The organism is Xanthomonas sp. DAR 34887 (genome assembly GCF_041245805.1).
In the GTDB taxonomy this organism is placed as follows: Bacteria; Pseudomonadota; Gammaproteobacteria; order Xanthomonadales; family Xanthomonadaceae; genus Xanthomonas_A; species Xanthomonas_A tesorieronis.
On the sequence record NZ_CP162490.1, the window covers coordinates 1,763,178 to 1,784,358 of the forward strand.

Genomic DNA, 21,181 nt, shown 5'->3' on the forward strand with positions numbered 1-21,181 from the left:
CTGCTTCGGAGTCGAATAGGCCAGTACAATCGCCAGGCGCGACGCCAGGCGGACGTGAAAATCCAAGGGAATTTATGTCATTCGAGTTCGTTATTCCAGTAGCAGAGGCTACTAAGCCATTAAAGGTACTCCTCAAGGCCGGCGAGATGCTTTTCATCTTGGGTGCCAACGGCACTGGTAAATCAAGTTTGCTGCAACACTTCAACACAGCAAGTACCTTGACGCGGCGGATCACTGCACACCGTCAGACTTGGCTCCGCACCGGCTCAGCCGACGTCACCGGGCTGCAACGACTGGAATACGGAAAAGTCGTGGCCAAGCACGATCGTGATTGGAGCTCACGGTGGATGGATGATTATCCTGAACAGCGCGCACAAATGGCAGTGTACGACTTGATCGCGGCAGAGAACACGCGCGCACGCGAGATCGCCCATGCAGTCGATGCCAAGAACCATGACCAGGTGCGCGCGCTTGCCGATGTGGACGGCGTGGTTGCACGGCTCAATCGACTGCTACGCTTGTCCAATCTCGACATCGAAATCTCCCTTGAGGCGAACGAGGAGGTCATGGCGACGCGCGGGAGCCACACTCGCTACAGCATCTCCAAGCTGTCGGACGGGGAGAGAAATGCGATCTTGATTGCTGCTAACGTTCTCACGGTTCCTGAGGGAACACTTCTCTTGATCGATGAGCCGGAACGGCACCTGCATCGCTCGATTATCTCGCCGCTGTTGTCGTTACTCTTGCGGGAGCGACCAGGCTGCGCTTTCGTGGTCTCGACTCACGAGCCGATGCTGCCAGTCGACAACCCTGATGCAAGCGTTCTCCTGACGCGCGGCTGTACATATGAGGGCGACGTCGTGGTCCGTTACGACATCGACATGCTCATCGGTACTGGAATTGTCGACGAAGACCTGAAGGTGACGATCCTCGGCGAACGCCGAAAGATTCTGTTTGTCGAAGGTGTTGAGCATAGTCTCGATAAGCCACTTTACAGTTTACTTTTCCCAAAAACGTCGGTAGTCCCAAAATCAAGCTGCCGGGACGTCGAGCAAGCCGTCGACGGCATCCGTAATGCCGCGATACTGCACTGGGTACAGGCATTTGGACTGGTCGACAACGACACCTCCGATGCTGAGAGACTCCAGAAGCTAGCAGGCCGAGGTGTGGTTCCGCTCAGCGTTCATTCGGTCGAGTCCATCTATTATCATCCCGACGTCCAGCGGGACGTCGGCGAAAAGCTGGCGGATGTTGTAGGTGGTGACATTGATCAGAGGATCGCGGACGCCCGAACCGCCGCGCTGAAAGCGGTGCAGCAGCAGCGCACACATCTCGCGGTGGGTGTCGCGGAAAAGGCCGCACGTGCTCAGGTTTTTACCTTGCTGCCCCAAAAGGGCGAATTGTCCGGCGGCGGGAAGCGCACGGCCGACATTGATTTCGGCATGTGCCTTAAAGACGAACAGGACCGACTCGATGCTCTTGTGCAAGGACAGGACTTCGTTGGCATCCTGCGACGGTATCCCATACGAGAGTCGGGAGCACTGGACGCTATTGCCAAGGCCCTGGGGTACTCTGGGCGTACCCAGTACGAAAGCGCGGTCCTACAGTTGCTACTGAAAGATCCACAGGCTGTGGCGCGCGTGCGAGCGCTGCTCGGTCCGATTCCGCCGGAGTTGGCCGATTAGTTGCCAGACTACGATCAATGTCCCGCCGCCTTAAGTTCACGAAAGCCGGCTGCGTAAACTAAACAAGGGCGTACAGCCCCCGGTTCGGCACGCTTCCACACTTGAAGGGCCTCAACGACGCCCTTCACCAATCCGTTCATGTTTACGCCGCGTCGATAGGTCGCTGAACAGGTATCTGACAGGGATATCTGCTTCTAGCCGGAAGCGGACATCGCCGAGAGCAAGGGATTAGGCAGGTTTATCAGGGCTACGAACCATTGGAGTCAGGAACCCTAAGCATGTTCGGAGAACCGCCGAGCAGGGATAGCTATCAGTGGTGCTTGAGGACTTGTTGGGAACCTGCGTTCTCCCGTGAGAACACCAAAAGGATCATTTTCACGATTCCAGCAACCAGGCGATGCGGCTGTCGCCGTAGATCCGCACTGGGAGCATTGAGGGGTGTGCTGGTGCTATTCTCGGCTGCTTCGCTCAGGGACGATCCGTGACGTGCTAGCCGACTACGGAAAGGTCAAATCAGCGCTACGGAAGGTGCCCTTGGAGGACTCGCTCCGCCACGTGTGGCAGTACTCAAGGTTGGTCTCGGGCCGGGTGAAGCTACCTGACAGCTATGTCCACCGGGATGAGCGGGGCTACTCCCACGATATCGAGAAATATCTCCATCCTCACCAGGTGGAGCTTCTGGCTCGCGAGCTGCTTTTGCATGCAGACAGAAGTGGGAGGCCTACAGGCCATTCTTTGGCGAATTGGCTGGACTTTGCCAACGTAAAGAGTGCTTTGGATACGTTCGCCAATGATGTGCACGAGGACAATCAAAACACGGACATCATGCTGACGCTGCACCGGATTGCGCAGGACCAATTTCCGCGGTTCAGCCGACTGACACGGGCCAAGATCGGTCGCTACCTGGCGATGTACAGAACGCCAGCCCTTCGGGCGATCTTCGAAGAGCATCTTGGGATCGATGTCGACACATATTTCATCCTGACATTTGGCGTGATCGCGTCAGCACTCAGCCGGGTACAGATGAACACTGCGACGGACTACGCAATCCTTGGGGTGGATAGATCGCAGTCGACACGTTTCTTCGAACGCATCACCGGTGGTTTGGAGCCGATGCGCAAGAAGCTCATTGAGACGCAGCGTCAGAATGATTGCTGGGAGTACACCTTCAACGCATTTCACTTCTATCCGTTGATCTCACTCTTTCCAGATCACCCAGAGCGCGTCCTGTGTCCAGTGCCACCAGCATTGGAGCGGCGTTTGCTTGAAGGTCTGTATTTCGACCTAGTTAACGCCAAGGGTTTTCCCCACGCCTTCGGTGATGCGTTCGAGAGCATCACGGGGCGGATGCTCAGAAGCCTGGAGCCGCACTATGAAGTCGAAGAAGCGCAGTCCCAAAGAATCAGAAAGAAGCGATATGATGGGACCGACTGGATCGTCAGGTCGCCCGGACACTGCGCGTTCGTAGAGTGCAAGTCAAAGCGCTTGTCGTTGAGTGGACGTGTGGCAGAGCAGGTCAGTGACTTGGAAAAGGACATAGCCAAGCTCGCTGAGGCGGTCGTACAGAACTACGCCAACATCTATCGTGAGATGCAGGCTAAGCAGGAAAAGGATTGCCAGTACTTCAACATCATCATCACTCTCGAAGACTGGATCTTGTTCAGCGATATCACCACGACGACGCTGCATGGTCATGTGGTGGATCAGATCAGCAAAAAGGGGCTTCCTGAAGATCTGATCGATAAGGTGCCGTATCGCGTGCTCAGCTTTGAAGGTTCGATGTACACCTGCGCGACGTTGAAGGATCACCCGATGATCGAGGTGTTCGGACTTGAGAGCAATCCAACGTTCAGTGGACTGTACTTCCTCACGGATCTGAAAAATCGCTTTCCGAATGCAGATGCGGACAGCGTGGGCGAATTCGAAGAGGATTTCCTCGTTCTGATGAGACCTGTCATCGAGCAATCGAAGGAAATGGCCACGAGCCAATCTGCGTCGCAGTCTGTTGGCATGACAGGTCCCCTCTAGCATTGCGACCAGATCAACGCATCCCCGATCCCGCGCAAGGCGTGTGCCTGCTCCACAGTGTCCCGCCCTCCGGTGTGCCCTCCTTGGCTCGCCACTGGCATCCGGTCTCCTCCCACAGAGATTGATATGGACTACCAGAATAAGTCGCCCGCATCCGAGCGACCGCCAACGCAGATTTCATCAAAGCTATCTTGGCCAGCTCCCCCGAACATGAAGACATCGAGCCACGCGAAGCCGCTGATGGATTGCGAAAACGAACCTTACCGACGAGCAGCGGAGTGTCCCAACCACTCAATTAGATCGATTTATCGGGGGATGGGAGGACGGCGGGTGGGTTATAGATGGCTATGAGAACCAGGCGATTAAATATCAACGCTCATTGCTGAGGGGCGCGTATTTGTCGGTAGAATAGACTCTCATCTTCAATGAGAAATCGTTCAAATCGAGTTGCATTTAGTCGCACGTCCTTGTGCGCAGACTCTCGTGCCTTGGCTGCCCATGCGATGCGACCCGATCGGTAGGCCTCAATTAGAAAGTTGACAGAGTCGGCCTTGTTGCGTGGAAGCGAAATATACGGTAGCCCAACCATTACATAGGGTCGACGAGAATCCATTCCGTACACGTGCTGCTGGGCTCGCCACAGCGCGAGCGGGAGTTCAACGTCAGAATCTGCGGCGAAAAATGCACGCGCGACTTCTTGGGCCTCAGGATCCAAAACTGGGTAGAGGCTTCCCACGTAGCCGCGTGCTCCCGCGAATGTTGCGCGTTTACTCAATTCGTGCCATGACCAGCAGGAGTTGTTGAAGAAGAGAGGGGCTGATCCCGTGGCCAGCGCATGAGATGCGAACAACATAATCCCCCCGTGCATCTGGATGCCCATTGAGCCTGGGACGCGGCTGACCTCCTCACTTGCCACCAAGTATTCGTTGTGTCCCTGAAGTCCGCCGAGTTCTCGCCAAGCCAGCATGGCGCTGCCTACCGGCAGCGCCTCTTTGCCTGCCTTGTCGCGCCAGCTGACGCCATCCAATGAATGAAAGTGGTAGTACTCCATGACTCGAACCATGTCCTCGACCCGGTCGTAGCTAAAGCTCACGGCGCGATCCACGATAAGCCTTCGCCACTTTCCCTCGAAGTCTGGAAACTCATAGGTGAGCTGGTGTCCCTGCGCGTCTCCCGAATGGCTGGAGATCACGATGACGTCATACGGGACGAGGTCCAGAAGGAACTGCACCTTCATGGGGGTGGCCTCTGACCCTTTGAGCATACGCACCAGCGTGCCCCGCTTATAGAGGGCCTGCGCCACGTCCGCAATCTCTGCACTCTCGACCGCTCCCGGGTCCACCAGCAAGGCGGTACGCGTCGATCGCGCTCGCCCTTGGGAGGCCCAGATGCCCTCGATTGTGGCCCGCCCGAAATCTGGATAGCGGTACATGTGGGTAACCGCCGTATGCGGCGCGATCACGCCCCAAGGAAATCCGGCGGTGACAAAAAGGATGGACTGGTAGCCCGTCAGATCCAGCGCACCGACGTGCTGCCGGGCACGATCCACGATGGCACCGAAGCGTGCACTCACCTTGCCGCCTTCTCCCAGATCGTAGATGTCCTCGATCCATTGATCGTGCAACTCCTTGGCAAGCTCGGCGATGGTCGAGAAGGAGGCATTACTCGCGAAAGCGATGTTGCTGGCGATTACTTCTGCCAATGCATCACCCCGTTCGCAAACCACGAGTAGGTGGCGGCCACGGGCGACCAACGAGGGCTCTGGCGAGGCGTCCAAATCGATTACCAGTTCACGCGAGGCCAGGCGCGCCAGGTACAGCCCCACGCCCAGGTTGTCCTTGCCCCAGCGTAGCGCCCCACTGGAGCGACTACGCCCGCCAACAATTGCCTTAAGATCCGCATAGTCATCATGGTGGGCACTGTGCGGCCAGCCGGCCGCCATGGCTGTGACCGCATCGTCGGGCAGGCCGCCAAGCAGCACTTGTTCGATTCCAGCGAGTACCAGCGCGTTGCGTCGACGTATCGTTTCGTTTTCCGCGTCCTCGCGTCCTAACCGCGGTCCGTCCATCACTGGAAAATAGCGGCCCTGACGAGTAAAGAGCGCGGAGACCTTTGCAGCCAGAAGTGCGTTGTCAGTGACCAGAGCGCAGTCCTGGAACGTCGGAGCGTAGAGCACGGGTTTCTCCTGGCCGAGAAGGGTACGCAAAGCTGTCCTGCATGCGTGCGCCGTGTGGTCCCTGGTCAATCTATCCTAAGAATAACTGTTTCGCTAGCCACGGTCAGTTGTTCAAAGCGGCTCTCAGAATGGGCAGCGAGCGGGAGTGCCTCGGCTTGGCGGTAGGGCCCTGCTTGTCGTAGCTATTCAGAGGTTGCAGTGCTAGGCGCCCAGGCTCGTCGATTCCAGACACAGCTAGACTCACTGTGATCGATCATGCCGGCCACCGCCCGAAAGTCGGTCAAGGTCATCAGCGCGGGCAGGGCGATCTCTTGGCCGGCCCCTTCGGTGGGAATAGGTCCAGTGTCGTTCTACTTCAGACAAAGCCACCTTAGCGCGCTTCCCGTTTAGCGTCCGCTGTCCGGACAAAAGCAGTCGTCCGATAGGCGTTTAGACCGGGCTAACTAAAAGATACGCTCCATTTTTCATGAAGCGAAGCGAGAGTCGACTGGCCAGCGGCTCCAAGTGGCTCAGGATCGCCAATCGCAGATCTGCTCCTACGTCCGGATACATCTCGGCCAGCGTGTTCGCGTCCGCGAGGGTTCCATGTGCGGCAATCAACGCTACAGCGCTGGTGGCCAAGTTGTAAGAGCTGTTTCTCGCCATTTGCTCGAGTTCGTCAACGCCCAATCCCTCCCCATGTGCGTGGAGGACTTCGATGGTCCGGGCAGCAATGAACGAGCCGTTCGTGTATTCGCCAGCGCCGACGGCCAAAGCCGCGCCCAACGCGGCACGTAGGCCAACACACGCTTTGGGCATCCCAAGTCGTACCCCATCGAGCATCATGCGCAAGCGATCCAATGCGCTGTAGTCGTTCAGTGCCAACCATGTGCGCAACAGCTCGTGAGGGACGCTTCGGCCTGGATGAAAAGCAATGGGTTCCAGGGTGCCGGAACGCAAGCCGATCATCTTCATGCGATAGGTAAGGCCGGTCGCAAACGCTCCGGTAAGAGCCACCCGGTCTTCTGCTGACCAAGTACGTGCAGAGATTGCGGAAACGGTACGATCCACAATCTGTCTCTCTTGCGCATGGCCGAGTAGCATCACGGTCGTGCATGCTACCTCCGCGCTCAGCTGCCCCATCCGAGCGATCAGTTGATCGATGGCCGCAACGTCTCCGTCCTCGATTACATACAGCAACGCGACGTCGCGCGGCGGGCCACATAGTTCAGCCACGTCGAGAAGCTCTCGGATGCGTTCCGGTCGACGGGCTTGACGCCAATCACTAAAGACGTAATCGATAATGTTCGCCGCCTGGGCTGCGTCGATGGCTTCAGAATTGAGCAGGCGAGCGACCTCAGATAGGGTCATGCTTAGCGAAGACAACGCCTGGGCAGCCACCGAATTGGGATGAAAGCCTTCCGCCTGCATGGCGTTCACAATCAACTGTTCCAGGGCCGCGTCCAGTTTTCGCCCGGACTTGCCCCAGGCAGCGAGCCTGACCAGTATCGGCAGCTCCAAATCGTTCGCTGCAGCGTGCGCCACTTCTTGGTCGACGCAGTCGCCATTCATGTGCCCGATAAGGCAGCTGATTGCTTCTACGTCGTGTTCGACCAGGATTTCTCTCCTGCACCTAGCCAAGTACAACTCGAAGACGGGAGTTCCGAGGCGATCAAGCTCGTCCTGCAGATCACCCACATTTAGAAGGTGCTCAAGATCGCCTCTCAGCAAGTCACGCAGCACGGACAGCGTCAGGTCTGAATCTCGGTTCAAGGCTACAATCGCGCCTGACCCTTCGTGAATTAGCCTGCGCTCACCCAGTCTCGCCCGAATTGCGACGTGCAAGGGCTTGGAAAAGGCATCAATGATGATGCCGTTGATCAGCTTGTTCGATCGCCATGACGCTGTGCCCCAGATGGCCGCCAGTCGATCTCCGATTTCCTCACGTTGATGCGAGGGGATGCGCATGCCATTAGCCAGACACCGGCCTAAGAGGCGTAGTCCGGTATGAAAGGCGTCATCGGCGTCGACCAGCAGCTGCGCAACCAGCGGCTCTGGGTTCGGATGTCGCTCGAGCACGAATTGAATCGCCTGTGCCCAAGGACGCTTTGAGATTAGCGCCAATCGCTTGACGATCTCGGTCGCGGATTGCTTGAGCAACTCTGCCGAGGCGAGGTACTCCTGCACTATGGGAAACGGGAACGACAGCCGCACCAAGCCTGTCCGCCGCAGCACGCCGCGGCGGATGAGCGCTTCGCGCACGATGTCGACTGAGGTGGATGGCGTCACGCGCAAGACGCTGCGACCAAATATCTGGTTCGTGATTCCGATCGCATCGCCCTCGAGCGCCTCAAATGCAGCCATCTCCGCAACGTATCTAAGTGTGGCGATGTCGATAGATTCGCGTTCCACACTCTTGAATTCAGCGGGACGAAAGAGCGTTTCGATATAAGTCTCTAGCAAGTCGCTTCGCCGCAGATCGGCACCCTCGAGCCGTAAGACGAGCATGAGCGAGAGGAATATTGGAATTCTGGCCAACTGGGCCAGGTCAGCCCGAGCAGCGACGCGCGCTAGCAGAGCATCATCGACTCCGGGTTCTCCCGGCCTGTAGAAGGCAACGTATGAGGAAACGTCTGCGTCTCGCAGTGGTGCAAGCTCCATCATTAGCGCCCCCTCCGGTGGAGCCAACGCCCCTGCATCGCGCACCGTCATCAGCCACCTTACGCTCGGGTGCGCGGCGCGGTAGACCTTAAAGCGCTCTAAAACCACTGTGCGACGGTCGCCGGATATCTCGTCCAAGCCATCGAGGAATAGCACCAAAGTACCGGTGGCTGCCGCGGCTTTCCAGTCGATCCGTACATCGAACGCCGGATTGATTACCCGCTCGAGGTAGTCGCCAATGGAACAGTCTGCATCCGAAAGTTTGGTCGCCGAAATCACAGCAGGAACTAGACCTGCAAGCGTGGCTTGGCGGGCGATCGCATTGACCACCGTCGACTTCCCAAATCCAGGGCCTGCGACAAGCACTGCTGCGCCAAAGTTCGTCGTGGGGAAGTCTCGCAGGTCAACTTCCTCCCTGGCACTCAGCTCGCGCCAACCGGGAAGATCATCGTCAAAGTCCGACCGGCGATCGCGGTCGTACCTCAGGCAACGAGGCCATAGAAACTCTGAAGTTGGCTCCTGGCGAAAGTCCGTACCCGGCACCTCGATGACCGCCAATGCCGCAATAGCAGCGCAGTAGCGTGCCAGCCCCCACATAGCGCTATCAACAAAGGTAATCCCCCATTCTTTCCGTAGCCGATCGCGCAGCGTCGCACCGTCGAAACGATGGCGCGTCTCTGCGCCCGCCCAAACCATGCCTGCCAAAATATCCAGCAACTGTGCAGCTGGCTCGCTTCCGGGGGGCATCCACAGGGGCGCGTAGTCTCGCGCGAGCTCCTTCGCCGGCCATACGTGTACATCAAGGTGGCAGAACAGTCGAAAGACCTCGGCCCCGGGCGCGGCAAGTACTCGGGCAATTGAGGACGCGATCTCTCGCTGCTGCGTGGTCAAACGCTCGAGCCATTGTACGGGGGCCACGCTATCGGTCCGTGCGACGAGCTCCTTCAAATCGGAGGTGAGGGCTGTAGAATCGCCCATCACGAGCACAAGCCGATCATCTCGGGACAGGTCCACCGTAAACTGGCGATATAGCGCTCGCCACAGAGACTCCCACGCCTTACCCCGTCGCTGAAGGGCTAGCTTGGCCTGGAAAAAGTGACGAGAACCATCGTCAAAGCGGACGACGAGGTCATCCACCGCATCAGAGGTCTCGACGCGCACCTCCATCGGTCGATCACGACTGGGGCGTTCCCGCGGGTCCAGCATGCGGCCTAAATACAGGGCAGCGACTCGGTCTTGGAAGCGAATGCCCGCCTGTGTCGTCGGCCCGCCGATTTCTGTCATCCCTTATCTCCGTGATCAGTGCGAGTTGCAACGTTGAAACGTGCGCCTGCATTCGAGCGCGCTGCCACGGTCACTAGCTGCCACAAGTAGTCGCACTACCAGATGGCTAGCGGTCCAATAAAGGAATGTAAACAACCTTGGGTGATAGGGGAATTTGTTTGCACCTATAAGTACGTCGTAACGTAAATTGTTTTGTTTGTCAATGAGTTATGGTAGTTGTTTACGAAATTAGTAGCCACAACCGTTCTGACCAGCGCCTGGCGGTGTTGATTCAGATCCGAGAAGAGCCCCGTTTTTACGGGGCTTTTCTTTTGTCCGGTGATGCCGATTGTCCGGTGATGCCGGCCCGCACAGGCGAAGCGGTTCTCGTCCACGCGCAGCTCGGACTCCAATCCGACGCATGCCGCTGCGGCCGAGGATGGGCGATGCCGCCGTTGCTCTAGCGATGTCGGCGGGAAAATATCGATCAGAAGAGGGGGCTATCTGTCCGTTCGCTGCGCCCCGCGCCGGCACGGTCGCTAACACTGTTTCTCGTCATGCTTCCCTGGTGGGCCACGGCCTTCGGGGTGCCGGTCCCGCTGCGCCTCCAGTAGTTCAGCTACGTGCGCCCTGCAGCCATTTCTTCTCCGCACGCGGCCATCGGCGGATGGGCGTTGTGCCCTGCAGCATGCGTTTTAGTGCACTGCGTCTTGCAAAAAAAAGACTCCCTCCTTTATGGTGCAATCGATTGCATTGCGGTGAATCTTCAGCGTTTGGCACCGGTTGGGAGGCCGGAAGTCGATGTCTATCCATTCGACCGGACCGGTGCCGGCCCCGGGGTTCACCAGGCGCGACGCGCTGCGCGTCGCTGTCGCCGGGAGCCTTGGCCTTGGCGCTGCGGGCCTGCTGCCTGCTCTTGCCGCGACCGCTGACCCTGCCGCGCCGCGCACGGGCAAGCTGAAGCATTCCGTCGCGCGCTGGACGTTTCCGCAGCAGTCGATCGCCCAGCTTTGCCAGACGGTGAAAGGCATCGGCTTCGCCGCCATCGACCTGGTCGGTCCGGCGGACTGGCCCACGCTGAAGGCGCATGGCGTGTACAGCTCGATGTGCAACGGCGCGGAGCTGGGCCTGGACAAGGGCTTTGCCGGCAAGCAGTTCCACGACCAACTGGTCGAGCGCTACACGCGGCACATCGATCTGGTGGCCGATGCCGGCTATCGCAACCTCATCTGTTTTTCCGGCAATCGCAACGGCATGGATCCGCAGGAAGGCATGGCCCACGCCGAAGCCGGGCTCAAGCGCATTCTCGGGCATGCCGAGAAGCGCGGCGTGGTGCTGGTGATGGAGCTGCTGAACTCCAGGGTCGATCATCCCGACTATCTGTGCGACCACTCCGCTTGGGGCGTCGAGCTGTGCCGGCGGATCGGCTCCGAGCATTTCGGCCTGCTGTACGACATCTACCACATGCAGATCATGGAGGGCGACATCATCGCCACCATCGGCAAGCATCACGCGTGCTTCAAGCATTACCACACCGCGGGCGTGCCTGGCCGGCACGAGATCGGAGACGCTCAGGAACTCCACTATCCCGCCATCTGTCGCGCGATCCGCGATACCGGTTTCGATGGCTATCTGGCGCAGGAATTCATTCCTACCGCGCCCGATCCCGTCGGCTCGCTGCGCGAGGCGATTCGCCTCTGCGATGTCTGAAACGCTATCCACCCAGGTGAAGTAGAACCCATGGCAGACAATCACTACGACGCCATCGTCGTCGGCTCCGGAATCAGTGGCGGTTGGGCGGCGAAGGAGCTGGCCGAAAAAGGCCTCAAGGTCCTGATGCTGGAACGCGGACGCAACATCGAGCACGTCAAGGACTACGTCAACGCGATGAAGGAGCCGTGGGATTTCCCGCATCACAACCGCCCGACCCAGGCGATGAAGGCCGACTATCCGGTGTTGAGCCGCGACTATGGCCTGGTCGAGAACCTGCAGGGGATGTGGGCCAACGAAAAGGAATCGCCCTACACCGAGACCAAGCGATTCGACTGGTTCCGCGGCTACCACGTGGGCGGTCGCTCGCTGATGTGGGGACGGCAGAGCTATCGCCTGTCGGACCTGGATTTCCAGGCGAACCTCAAGGACGGCATCGCCACCGATTGGCCGATCCGCTACGCCGACATCGCGCCCTGGTACGACTACGTGGAGAAGTTCGCCGGCATCGCCGGCACGCGCGAGGGGTTGGACGTGTTGCCCGACGGCGAATTCCTGCCGCCGATTCCGTTGAACATCGTCGAAAAGGACGTGGCTGCGCGGATCAAGAAAGCCTTCGGCGGAACCAGGCACCTGATCCACTCGCGCACCGCGAACATCACCAAGCCCATGGTCGAGCAGGGCCGGGTCAACTGCCAGTATCGCAACAAGTGCATCCTGGGCTGTCCGTTCGGCGCCTATTTCTCGACCCAGTCGGCGACGCTGCCGGCGGCCATGAAGACCGGCAACCTGACCTTGCGGCCGTTCTCCATCGTCAAGGAAGTGCTCTACGACAAGGACCGCAAGCGTGCGCGAGGCGTGGAGATCATCGATGCCGAGAGCGGACAGACCTACCAGTACACGGCCAATGTCATCTTCCTCAACGCCTCGTCCTTCAACTCGACCTGGCTGCTGATGAACTCGGCCACCGATGTCTGGGAAGGCGGGCTGGGCTCTTCGTCCGGCGAACTTGGGCACAACGTGATGGACCATCATTTCGGCGCGGGCGCCTCCGGCCGGGTCGAGGGCTACGAAGACAAGTACTACTTCGGCCGTCGTCCGTGCGGCTTCTACATTCCCCGTTTCCGTAACGTCGCCGCTGACAAGCGTGGCTACCTGCGCGGGTTCGGCTACCAGGGCGGCGCCAGCCGCACCGGCTGGTCGCGCGAGATCGCCGAGCTGAACATCGGCGCGGACCTGAAGGACGCGCTGACCGTGCCGGGCGAGTGGCGCATCGGCATGACCGGATTCGGCGAGATGCTGCCGCACCACGACAATACGATTCGCCTGGACCCGCAGCGCAAGGACAAATGGGGGCTGCCGGTGCTGGCGATGGACGTGTCCCTGCGCGCCAACGAAAAGGCGATGCGCAAGGACATGGCCGCCGATGCCGCCGAGATGTTCGAGGCCGCCGGGGTCAAGGACGTGCAGATGCACGATGACGACTACGCGCCCGGCAAGGGCATCCACGAAATGGGGACCGCGCGCATGGGCCGCGACCGCAAGAATTCGGTGCTGAACCAGCACAACCAGGTGTGGGATGCGCCGAACGTCTACGTGACCGACGGCGCCTGCATGACCTCCAGCGCCTGCGTGAATCCCTCGCTGACCTACATGGCGCTGACGGCGCGGGCAGCGGACCATGCGGTGCGCGAGCTGAAAGCGGGGAACCTGTGATGGAACGCCGCGACCTGCTGAAGATGATCCTCGCCGCCACGGGCGCGGCCATGGTCGGCCTGCCCGCGCTGGGGCATGGACAGGCGCCGGCCGGCGGGGCGAAGAACGCGTTCTCCGCCGCCGAGGTCGGCACGCTGGACGAGATCGCCGAGACCATCCTGCCGCGGACCAAGACGCCGGGCGCGAAGGACGCCGGCGTAGGCCTGTTCATGGCGCAATTCGTCACCGACTGCTACACCGCCCGGCAGCAGGCGACGTTCCGCGCCGGCCTGGTCGAGATCGACAAACGCGCCGGCGGCCGATTCGTGTCGCTGACGCCGCAGGCGCGCACCGAGCTGCTGCGCGCGCTGGATGCGGAGGCCAGGAAGCACGCCGTCAGAACGACCGATACCGGCACCGCCGAAACGGCGGACGCGATGCCGCATTACTTCACGATGATCAAGCAGCTGTCCATCTTCAGCTTCTTCTCCTCGAAGGTCGCGGCGACCGAAGTGCTGCGCTACGTCGCCGTGCCGGGCCGCTACGATGGCGACATGGCCTATGCCCCGGGTACGCCTGCCTGGGCGACCAACTGATGGACAGCAATGGTGCGCCCATGTACCACTTCCTCGGGAACAACATGACCAGATCCCTCCTGACGGCGGCCTGCCTGCTGGCCGCGGCGCCTGCGTTCGCGCAGGCCAGCGACGACCCGTCGCGCGATCCGAAGACGACCGAGGTATGGAAGCCGGTACCCGCGATGGTGGCCACGCCCCCGGGCCGGGCGCCTTCCGACGCGATCGTGCTGTTCGATGGCAAGGATCTCTCGGCCTGGGAATCGGAAGAGGGCGGTCGCGTACCCTGGACCGTCGCCGGCGGCGCGCTGACCGTGGTGCCGGGAAGCAAGGGCATCCGCACCAAGCAGCGCTTCTGCGACATCCAGCTGCATGTGGAATGGCGCACGCCCACCGCGACCCGCGGCTTCGACGGTCAGCAGCGGGGCAACAGCGGCATCTTCCTGCAGGAACTGTACGAGCTGCAGGTGCTCGACAGCTACAACAACCCGACCTATGCCAACGGCCAGGCCGGCGCGATCTACAAGCAGGCCATTCCGCTGGTGAACGCATCGCGCGCGCCCGGCGAGTGGCAGGCCTACGACATCATCTGGAAGGCGCCCCGCTTCTCGCAGGGCGGCGGGCTCACTGCACCCGCGCGCATCACCGTCCTGCACAACGGCGTGTTGGTGCAGGACGACACCGTGCTGTCGGGCAAGACCGAGTACATCGGCGCACCGTCGTACGCGCCGCATGCGTGCGCGCCGATCTCGCTGCAGGAGCACGATTCCAAGGTCAGCTACCGCAACATCTGGGTGCGCGAACTGTAGCGCCGGCGCGCGGCTGGCGCCGGCGTCCTATTGCGCCAGGAAGCTCGCGATGTCGTCGACATCCTGTTGCGACAACTGAGGGAAGGGCGGCATCAGTCCGCCGCCGTTCCTGATCTTCTGCTTGACCTGCGCCGCGTCCAGCCGCTTGCCGACATCGGTGAGCGCGGGGAACGTGCCTGCGACGCCGGCGCGATCCGCGCCGTGGCAGGCTGCGCAGTTCGTTGCGTAGAGCCGCGCGCCGGCCGCCGGATCGTCCTTGGGCCAGGCGGTGGTCGCAAGCGTCGCTCCAAACAGGAACACGGCCGCGGTCAGGATCGTCTTCAAGCTGGGGCTCCTTTGCGTGCTAGCGCTGTGCGCTGGCGGGCAGGTGTTCGCGCAGATAGTCCGCACCGGTCCGGATGACCGTGGCCGGGTCGCGCGGATGGTCGTGCTCGATGATGTACCAGCGCACGCCGGCACCCGCCGCGGCAGGCAGGATCGCGTTCCAGTCCAGCACGCCGCGGCCCACGGCGGCGAAGCCGCCCTCGTCCTCGGCCTGGCCTTTCGGGGCATTGTCCTTGGCGTGGACCGCGAACATGCGGCCCTTGAACTTGCCCAGCATCACTGCCGGGTCGTGGCCGGCGCGCGCGACCCAGGCCAGGTCCAGCTCGGTCTGGAGATCGGGGCCGGCCGCGGCGAACAGCAGTTCCAGGCCGGTCCTGCCATCGAAATCGACCAGTTCGAAGTCGTGGTTGTGGTAGGCCAATTGCATGCCCTTGGCCTTTGCGCGCTTGGCGATCTGGCCCAGCTCCTTGCCCAATGCAGTCCAGCCGGCGGCATCGGTCGGCCGATCCTTCTCGGCCAGATAAGGCACCACCAGCGTCGTGTTGCCGATCGACCGGTTGAAGGCCACCGCGCCGTCCAGGTCCTTGCGCAGATCGGCCAGTTGCACGTGCGAGGAGATCGCCTTGATCGAATACTTGTCCAGCAACTGCTTGAGTTCCGCAGCGCTGACGTTCTGCGTGCCGACGGTTTCCACCGCGGCCACGCCTGCGTCGTGGACGATCTTCAACTGTTGGTCGAGCGAGCCGGCGTTGCGCAGCGTGTACATCTGCACCGCGATGGGCGCCTGCGGGCCAGCGGCGTCGCGTGCGAAGGCGGGCAGGGCGACGAGGAGCAGCAGGGCGAGGGTCGCGGTCCTGCGTGTCGGTGTGTTCATGGAGCAGTTCTCCCGGGGTTCAATCGATGGATGTCCAGGCGCGCGTCCTGGCCGAGGCGATGACGCGGTCGACGATCAGCGCCGAGCGCACGCCGTCTTCGAAGGTGGGCAAGCCGTCCGGCCGCTCGCCGTCGATGGCGCGATAGGTGTCGGCGACGAACGCCTCGAAGCAATCGCCATAGCCTTGCGCGTGCCCGGCCGGCAGCGTCGCCAGCCGGCGTTGTTCGGCGCTGCCGGCACCCGGGCCGCGCACGAAGATTTCCTCGCGCTGGTCGGGCCGGCCGATCCACAGCCGCTCGGCGTCCTCCTGATCGAACGCCACGCTGGCCCTGGCGCCGTCGATCTCGAACCAGAGGCGATTGCGGCGACCTGCCGATACCTGGCTGACCGTCAACGCCGCCAGCGTGCCCGCGCCGGTTCTGAACATCGCCGCGGCCACATCCTCGCTGGAAACCGCCTGCATCGCGCCGCCCGCCGCTGGCGTGGTGAAGCTCTGCCCGGTGAGCGCGCCGCGCTCGGCGATCACCGTGGCGAACGCCGCGCTGACCTCGGCGAAACGCTCGCCGCCGACCCATTCCACCAGGTCGCACCAGTGCGAGCCGATGTCGGCGAACACGCGCGACGCGCCGCCCAGTGCCGGGTCCACGCGCCAGTTGTTGCTGGCGGGGTCCAGCAGCCAGTCCTGCAGGTAGCTGCCGTGGATCAGCCGCAGCGGCCCCAGGTCGCCCTGCGCGATGCGCGCACGCGCCTCGCGGACCACCGGGTGGTAGCGGTAGACGAAGGGCACTGTGGCGACCAGCCCGGTCGAGGCGGCCAGTGCGGCCAGGGCCTGGGCGTCCTGCAAGGTGGTGGCCAGCGGCTTCTCGCAGATCACGTGCTTGCCGGCGTGCAGCGCCGCCTGCGCCATCGCGCGGTGCAGATGGTTGGGCGTGCACACGTGCACGACCTGCACCTGCGGATCGGCGACCACGTCCTCGATGTCGCGATAGGCGCGCGGCACGTTCCAGGATTGCGCCACGTCGCGTGCGCGTTGCGGCGAAGAGGCGGCGACGCCGCGGACCGCGGCGCCGGCCAGCAGCGCCGCGCGACGATGTACGGCGCCGATCATGCCCGTGCCGACGATGGCGATTCCAAGCTTGGTCATCAGGTGGGTTCTCAGGGCGAGGAGGGCGAAGCCGCGACTGCCGGCCGGTCGCGGAACAGCAACAGGAAGGCGATCAGCACGACCAGCGCCACGCCTGCCGGAAACAGCCAGATCTGCTGCCAGTCCGGGCCCGCCGCCGTGGTGTAGTGCTCCACGACGGCGCCGGACAGGAAGGTGCCGATCAACATGCCCACACCGTACGTGGCCAGGGTGATGAAGCCCTGCGCGCTGCTGCGCGCGGCGGGGCCGGCATGCGCATCGGTGTAGATCTGGCCGGTGACGAAGAAGAAGTCGTAGCAGATGCCGTGCAGCACGATACCGATCACCAGCAGGGAGAAGCCGCCGCCCGCATCGCCGAAGGCGAACAGGGCATAGCGCAGCACCCACGCGGCCATGCCCACGGCCAGCATCGTCTTGACGCCAAGGCGCACGAACAGGAACGGCATGGCCAGCATCAGCAGCACTTCGGACACCTGGCCCAGCGATTGCAGGCCGGCCGCGCCGCGCACGCCCAGATCGTTGAGATACGGGTTGGTGAAGTTGTAGTAGAACGCCAGCGGGATGCAGATGGCGATGGAGGCCAGGAAGAACACCAGGTAGGAGCGCGACTTCAGCAGCCGCAGCGAGTCCAGTCCCAGCACCTGTCCCAGTCCGGCGTCGCGCTGTCGCGCCAGCGGCGGCGTGTGCGGCAGGGTGAAGGCATACAGGCCCAGGGCCAGCGACGCCAGCGCCGCCATCCGGAAGGTCAGCTCGAGCCGGTGCGCCTGTTCCCAGCCCAGCCAGCCGATCAGCACGCCGGCCACGATCCAGCCGACGCTGCCGGCCACGCGCACCGGCGGAAACTGCTTTTCAGGCGATTGCATGTGCCGCATCGCCACACTGTTGGCCAGCGCCAGCGTCGGCATGAACAGCAGCATGTAGGCCATGACGCAGGCGGAGAACATGCCGAAGCTGGTCGCCGTCGACGCCAGCCACATGAGCACGGCGCCGGCGAGGTGCAGTACCCCGAGGATGCGTTGCGCCGCGAAGTAGCGATCGGCGATCAGGCCGACCAGGAACGGCGCCACGATGGCGCCGATGGACTGGCTGAGGAAGGCCGTGGCCACCTGGCTCGCGCTGGCGTGCAGGGGACCCTGCACCAGGTACGTGCCCAGGGTCACGAACCATGCCCCCCAGATGAAGAACTGCAGAAACATCATCGCGCCCAAGCGCGACATGGTGTGCGTCATGGCTTCCCCTCCCAGGGCGATCGTGGCTCAGGTCCCCAGCATGCGGCGCAGCGATTGCGCATCGGCGCCGCTGTCGGCGAAGTCGTCGAAGGCGCGTTCGGTCACGCGGATGATGTGCTCGCGGATGAACGCGGCCCCCTCGCGTGCGCCGTCTTCCGGATGCTTCAGGCAGCACTCCCATTCCAGCACCGCCCAGCCCGGAAAATCGTATTGCGCGAACTTCGAGAAGATCGCCTTGAAGTCGATCTGGCCATCGCCGAGCGAACGGAACCGTCCCGGGCGATCGATCCAGTCCTGGTAACCGCCGTAGACGCCGCTGCGCGCGCTGGCGCGATACTCCGCGTCCTTGACGTGGAAGATGCCGATGCGCGCGTGATACCGGTCGATGAAGCCCAGGTAATCCATCTGCTGCAGCAGCAGGTGGCTGGGGTCGTACAGGATCCTGGCGCGCGGATGGTGGTCGACCACCTCGAGGAAGCGCTCGAAGGTCGCGCCGTCGTGCAGGTCCTCGCCGGGGTGGATCTCGAAGCACAGGTCCACGCCGCAGGCATCGAAGGCATCCAGGATGGGGCGCCAGCGGCGGCCGAGTTCGGCGAAGGCTTCGTCCACCAGCCCAGGGGGGCGTTGCGGCCAGGGATAGAAGTAAGGCCAGGCCAGTGCGCCGGAGAACGTGGCATGTGCGGTCAACCCGAGGCGCTGGCTCGCCTTGGCGGCCAACAGCAACTGCTGCACCGCCCAGGCCTGGCGGGCGGCGGGATCGCCGCGCTTGTCCGGCGGCGCGAATCCGTCGAACAACTGGTCGTAAGCGGGGTGGACGGCGACCAGTTGCCCCTGCAGGTGGGTGGACAGCTCGGTGATCTGCAGGCCGTGTCCGGCCAGCATGCCGGCGAGGTCGTCGCAGTACGCCTGGCTCTGCGCGGCCTGGGCCAGGTCGAACAGGTGCGGCGTGCTGGTCGGCACTTGTACGCCGCGGTATCCCAGACCCGCGGCCCACGCGGCCAGCGTGTCCAGGCGATCGAAGGGAGGTGTGTCGCCGATGAACTGCGCCAGGAACAGCGCCGGACCCTTGAGCGTCTTCAACGTGATTCGCCTCGATGCAATCGATTGCATTTATCCTAGCATGGGCCTCCCGCAAGACCCGTTGTGCACTGCACAGCAGAAAGAAGACACTACGTCATGGCCACCATTTACGACATCGCAAAGCACGTCGGCGTCTCCGCCGGCACGGTGTCGCGTGCGCTTTCCCGGCCGGACAAAGTCTTGCCGGCCACGCGCACGCGCATCGAGCAGGCCGCCGCGGCGCTGGGCTATGTCCCCAACACGGTCGCCAGGACGCTCAAGACCCAGCGCAGCGGCAAGATCCTGGTCACCGTCCCGGATATCGCCAATCCCTTCTTCGCGCAGATCCTGCAGGGCGCGGAGGAAGCGGCGCAGGCCGTCGGCTACGCCGTGCTGCTCGGCGATACCCAGAACCAGCCCGACCGCGAGGAGCGCTACGCGCAGATGCTCCGTCGCAACGAGGCGGACGGCCTGATCGTACTGGGGCACCGGCTGCCGCCGACGGCGCGCGAGATCGTCAAGCAACGCGGCGCCGCCGCGCCGGTGGTCAACGGCTGCGAGTTCGACCCGGCGCTGGGCATCCCCAGCGTCCACATCGACAACGCGGCCGCCGCGCGCGCGGTGATGGAACACCTGTACGGGCTGGGGCACGAGCGGATCGCCGTGGTGGGCGGCCCACCCGACAATCCGCTGCACCAGCAGCGACTGGAAGGGGTCAGGGCTTGCGGCAAGGCGCGCGGCCGCCTGCGCAATCTGACCATCGTGCCGGGCGACTTCTCCGTCGAATCGGGCCATGCGGCCGCGATGGAGTTATTGGCCCGCGCGCCCATGCCGAGCGCGATCTTCTGCTTCAGCGACCAGATGGCGCTGGGCGCCCTGGCGGCCTGCCGGGACCTGGGCATCTGCGTGCCGGACCAGCTGTCCATCGTCGGCTTCGACGACCTGGCGTCGTCCAGTTACCTCACGCCGCCATTGACCACCATCCGGCAACCCATGCGCGAGATCGGTGTCCGCGCGGTCAAGCTGCTGCTTGCGATCATCGAACATGTGGACGTGCCGCTTCAGCAGACGCTGGATTTCAGCTTGATGTTGCGCGGGTCGACCGGTGCGCCGAAGCGGTAGTTGGCGGCGGTGGGCAACGGGCTGTTGGCGTGGTTGCCGATAGAGGGAGTTGGCATCGCGCAACACAACGCAACGCGGCGCGCAGCGTCGCGATGATGCGCGACAGCTATCGGGAACGTCCGCGCTTGCGCACCGCCGGCTTGCCTGCTGCGCGCGGGTCCGTGCCGGTCGTCTGTCGCGGCGCGGCGCCGAGCAGGAATTGCTCGACCGCGCGTTGCGCCATCTTGCGCACCAGCGCTGGCGCCAGCGGCGGCGGATCGCGCTGGTAGATGCGCACGTCCACTTCCGCGGTCAGCAGCGCCAGGAAGTGCAGGGCGGCGATGGTGGGGTCGCTGGTGCGCAGTTCGCCGCGCGCCATGGCCGCTTCCAGCACCGCGGCCACCGCCACCACCGATTCGCTGGGACCGGCCTGGTAGAACAGCTGCCCGACCTCGGAGCGGCCGGCCTCGGCCACCACCATGCGATAGACCGCGATGGCGAGCGCATCGTTGCTCACCACCTGCAGCATGCATTCGCCGAACTGCAGCAGCATCGAATGCAGGTCGGTCTCGCCGGCCTTGGGCGATTGCAGGCGCCGGATCGCGTCGGACAGATGTGCGGTCGCCGCGGCGCGGACCACGGCAGTGAACAGTTCCTCCTTGGACGCGAAATAGCCGTACAAGGTGGCCTTGGAGCCGCCCAGCCGTTTCGCCAGTTCGTTCATCGAGGCGCGCTCGTAGCCAAGTTCCTGGAACAGCTTCGTCGCCGCCTCGACGATGGCCTCGCGTCGGGCCTCGGTCCGAACCTTCATTGCGTCTCCTAAGGTGAATCCGCTGCACTTTTTTGGCAGCGAGGAAATTCGTTTCTAA

Annotated in this window: 15 protein-coding genes; 7 read left to right on the top strand and 8 right to left on the bottom strand. The window is 62.6% G+C overall.

Annotated elements, in window-relative coordinates; genetic code table 11:
- The first annotated feature begins 74 nt into the window (after positions 1–74).
- Positions 75–1,685, top strand: a complete 1,611-nt coding sequence (locus tag AB3X08_RS07485; RefSeq protein WP_369937312.1) for an AAA family ATPase — start codon at positions 75–77, stop codon at positions 1,683–1,685.
- Positions 1,686–2,219: 534 nt separating this feature from the next.
- The gene (locus AB3X08_RS07490) at positions 2,220–3,713 is read left to right on the top strand and encodes a hypothetical protein (protein WP_369937314.1); all 1,494 of its coding nucleotides are present in this window, start codon (positions 2,220–2,222) and stop codon (positions 3,711–3,713) included.
- A gap of 376 nt (positions 3,714–4,089) precedes the next feature.
- Here the strand turns inward: AB3X08_RS07490 and AB3X08_RS07495 are convergent, their stop codons facing one another.
- Both AB3X08_RS07495 and AB3X08_RS07500 read right to left on the bottom strand, forming a co-directional pair.
- On the bottom strand, positions 4,090–5,889 hold the full coding sequence (locus AB3X08_RS07495; protein WP_369937315.1) for a hypothetical protein: 1,800 nt from the start codon (positions 5,887–5,889) through the stop codon (positions 4,090–4,092).
- Between the two features lie 429 nt (positions 5,890–6,318).
- Positions 6,319–9,813: an NACHT domain-containing protein gene (locus tag AB3X08_RS07500; protein WP_369937317.1), complete on the bottom strand. Its 3,495-nt coding sequence runs from the start codon at positions 9,811–9,813 to the stop codon at positions 6,319–6,321.
- Positions 9,814–10,593: 780 nt separating this feature from the next.
- Between AB3X08_RS07500 and AB3X08_RS07505 the strand changes: the two genes are divergently transcribed.
- The 4 genes from AB3X08_RS07505 to AB3X08_RS07520 are packed head-to-tail and all read left to right on the top strand — an operon-like array spanning position 10,594 to position 14,581.
- Complete coding sequence (locus AB3X08_RS07505) at positions 10,594–11,502, top strand: hydroxypyruvate isomerase family protein (protein ID WP_369937318.1); 909 nt, start codon at positions 10,594–10,596, stop codon at positions 11,500–11,502.
- 30 nt (positions 11,503–11,532) lie between these two features.
- Positions 11,533–13,218, top strand: coding sequence for a GMC oxidoreductase (locus AB3X08_RS07510; RefSeq protein ID WP_369937319.1), 1,686 nt, complete (start codon positions 11,533–11,535; stop codon positions 13,216–13,218).
- Positions 13,218–13,793, top strand: coding sequence for a gluconate 2-dehydrogenase subunit 3 family protein (locus AB3X08_RS07515; protein ID WP_369937320.1), 576 nt, complete (start codon positions 13,218–13,220; stop codon positions 13,791–13,793). The genes AB3X08_RS07510 and AB3X08_RS07515 overlap by 1 nt, the downstream gene beginning before the upstream one ends.
- 44 nt (positions 13,794–13,837) lie before the next feature.
- On the top strand, positions 13,838–14,581 hold the full coding sequence (locus AB3X08_RS07520) for a 3-keto-disaccharide hydrolase (RefSeq protein WP_369937321.1): 744 nt from the start codon (positions 13,838–13,840) through the stop codon (positions 14,579–14,581).
- Positions 14,582–14,608: 27 nt separating this feature from the next.
- On the opposite strand, the gene AB3X08_RS07525 is transcribed toward AB3X08_RS07520, so the two are convergent.
- The 5 genes from AB3X08_RS07525 to AB3X08_RS07545 are packed head-to-tail and all read right to left on the bottom strand — an operon-like array spanning position 14,609 to position 19,232.
- On the bottom strand, positions 14,609–14,905 hold the full coding sequence (locus tag AB3X08_RS07525) for a c-type cytochrome (RefSeq protein ID WP_369937323.1): 297 nt from the start codon (positions 14,903–14,905) through the stop codon (positions 14,609–14,611).
- 19 nt (positions 14,906–14,924) lie between these two features.
- Positions 14,925–15,779, bottom strand: coding sequence for a sugar phosphate isomerase/epimerase family protein (locus tag AB3X08_RS07530; RefSeq protein ID WP_369937325.1), 855 nt, complete (start codon positions 15,777–15,779; stop codon positions 14,925–14,927).
- 19 nt (positions 15,780–15,798) lie between these two features.
- Positions 15,799–16,923, bottom strand: a complete 1,125-nt coding sequence (locus AB3X08_RS07535) for a Gfo/Idh/MocA family protein (protein ID WP_369937327.1) — start codon at positions 16,921–16,923, stop codon at positions 15,799–15,801.
- Positions 16,924–16,934: 11 nt separating this feature from the next.
- Positions 16,935–18,152: a nucleoside permease gene (locus AB3X08_RS07540; RefSeq protein ID WP_369937329.1), complete on the bottom strand. Its 1,218-nt coding sequence runs from the start codon at positions 18,150–18,152 to the stop codon at positions 16,935–16,937.
- A gap of 27 nt (positions 18,153–18,179) precedes the next feature.
- Positions 18,180–19,232 (bottom strand): sugar phosphate isomerase/epimerase family protein, encoded by a 1,053-nt coding sequence (locus AB3X08_RS07545; RefSeq protein ID WP_369937331.1) that lies wholly within the window; start codon positions 19,230–19,232, stop codon positions 18,180–18,182.
- A 96-nt stretch (positions 19,233–19,328) separates the two neighbouring features.
- On the opposite strand from AB3X08_RS07545, the gene AB3X08_RS07550 reads away from it, so the two are divergent.
- Complete coding sequence (locus AB3X08_RS07550; protein WP_369938472.1) at positions 19,329–20,333, top strand: LacI family DNA-binding transcriptional regulator; 1,005 nt, start codon at positions 19,329–19,331, stop codon at positions 20,331–20,333.
- A 106-nt stretch (positions 20,334–20,439) separates the two neighbouring features.
- Here the strand turns inward: AB3X08_RS07550 and AB3X08_RS07555 are convergent, their stop codons facing one another.
- The gene (locus AB3X08_RS07555) at positions 20,440–21,123 is read right to left on the bottom strand and encodes a TetR/AcrR family transcriptional regulator (protein WP_369937333.1); all 684 of its coding nucleotides are present in this window, start codon (positions 21,121–21,123) and stop codon (positions 20,440–20,442) included.
- Positions 21,124–21,181 lie beyond the last annotated feature (58 nt).

Coding starts and splice junctions, on each gene's coding strand:
- AB3X08_RS07535 (WP_369937327.1), bottom strand. CDS start 16,923: ATGACCAAGCTTGGAATCGCCATCGTCGGCACGGGCATGATCGGCGCC.
- AB3X08_RS07505 (WP_369937318.1), top strand. CDS start 10,594: ATGTCTATCCATTCGACCGGACCGGTGCCGGCCCCGGGGTTCACCAGG.
- AB3X08_RS07500 (WP_369937317.1), bottom strand. CDS start 9,813: ATGACAGAAATCGGCGGGCCGACGACACAGGCGGGCATTCGCTTCCAA.
- AB3X08_RS07510 (WP_369937319.1), top strand. CDS start 11,533: ATGGCAGACAATCACTACGACGCCATCGTCGTCGGCTCCGGAATCAGT.
- AB3X08_RS07515 (WP_369937320.1), top strand. CDS start 13,218: ATGGAACGCCGCGACCTGCTGAAGATGATCCTCGCCGCCACGGGCGCG.
- AB3X08_RS07550 (WP_369938472.1), top strand. CDS start 19,329: ATGGCCACCATTTACGACATCGCAAAGCACGTCGGCGTCTCCGCCGGC.
- AB3X08_RS07540 (WP_369937329.1), bottom strand. CDS start 18,152: ATGACGCACACCATGTCGCGCTTGGGCGCGATGATGTTTCTGCAGTTC.
- AB3X08_RS07530 (WP_369937325.1), bottom strand. CDS start 15,779: ATGAACACACCGACACGCAGGACCGCGACCCTCGCCCTGCTGCTCCTC.
- AB3X08_RS07485 (WP_369937312.1), top strand. CDS start 75: ATGTCATTCGAGTTCGTTATTCCAGTAGCAGAGGCTACTAAGCCATTA.
- AB3X08_RS07520 (WP_369937321.1), top strand. CDS start 13,838: ATGACCAGATCCCTCCTGACGGCGGCCTGCCTGCTGGCCGCGGCGCCT.
- AB3X08_RS07555 (WP_369937333.1), bottom strand. CDS start 21,123: ATGAAGGTTCGGACCGAGGCCCGACGCGAGGCCATCGTCGAGGCGGCG.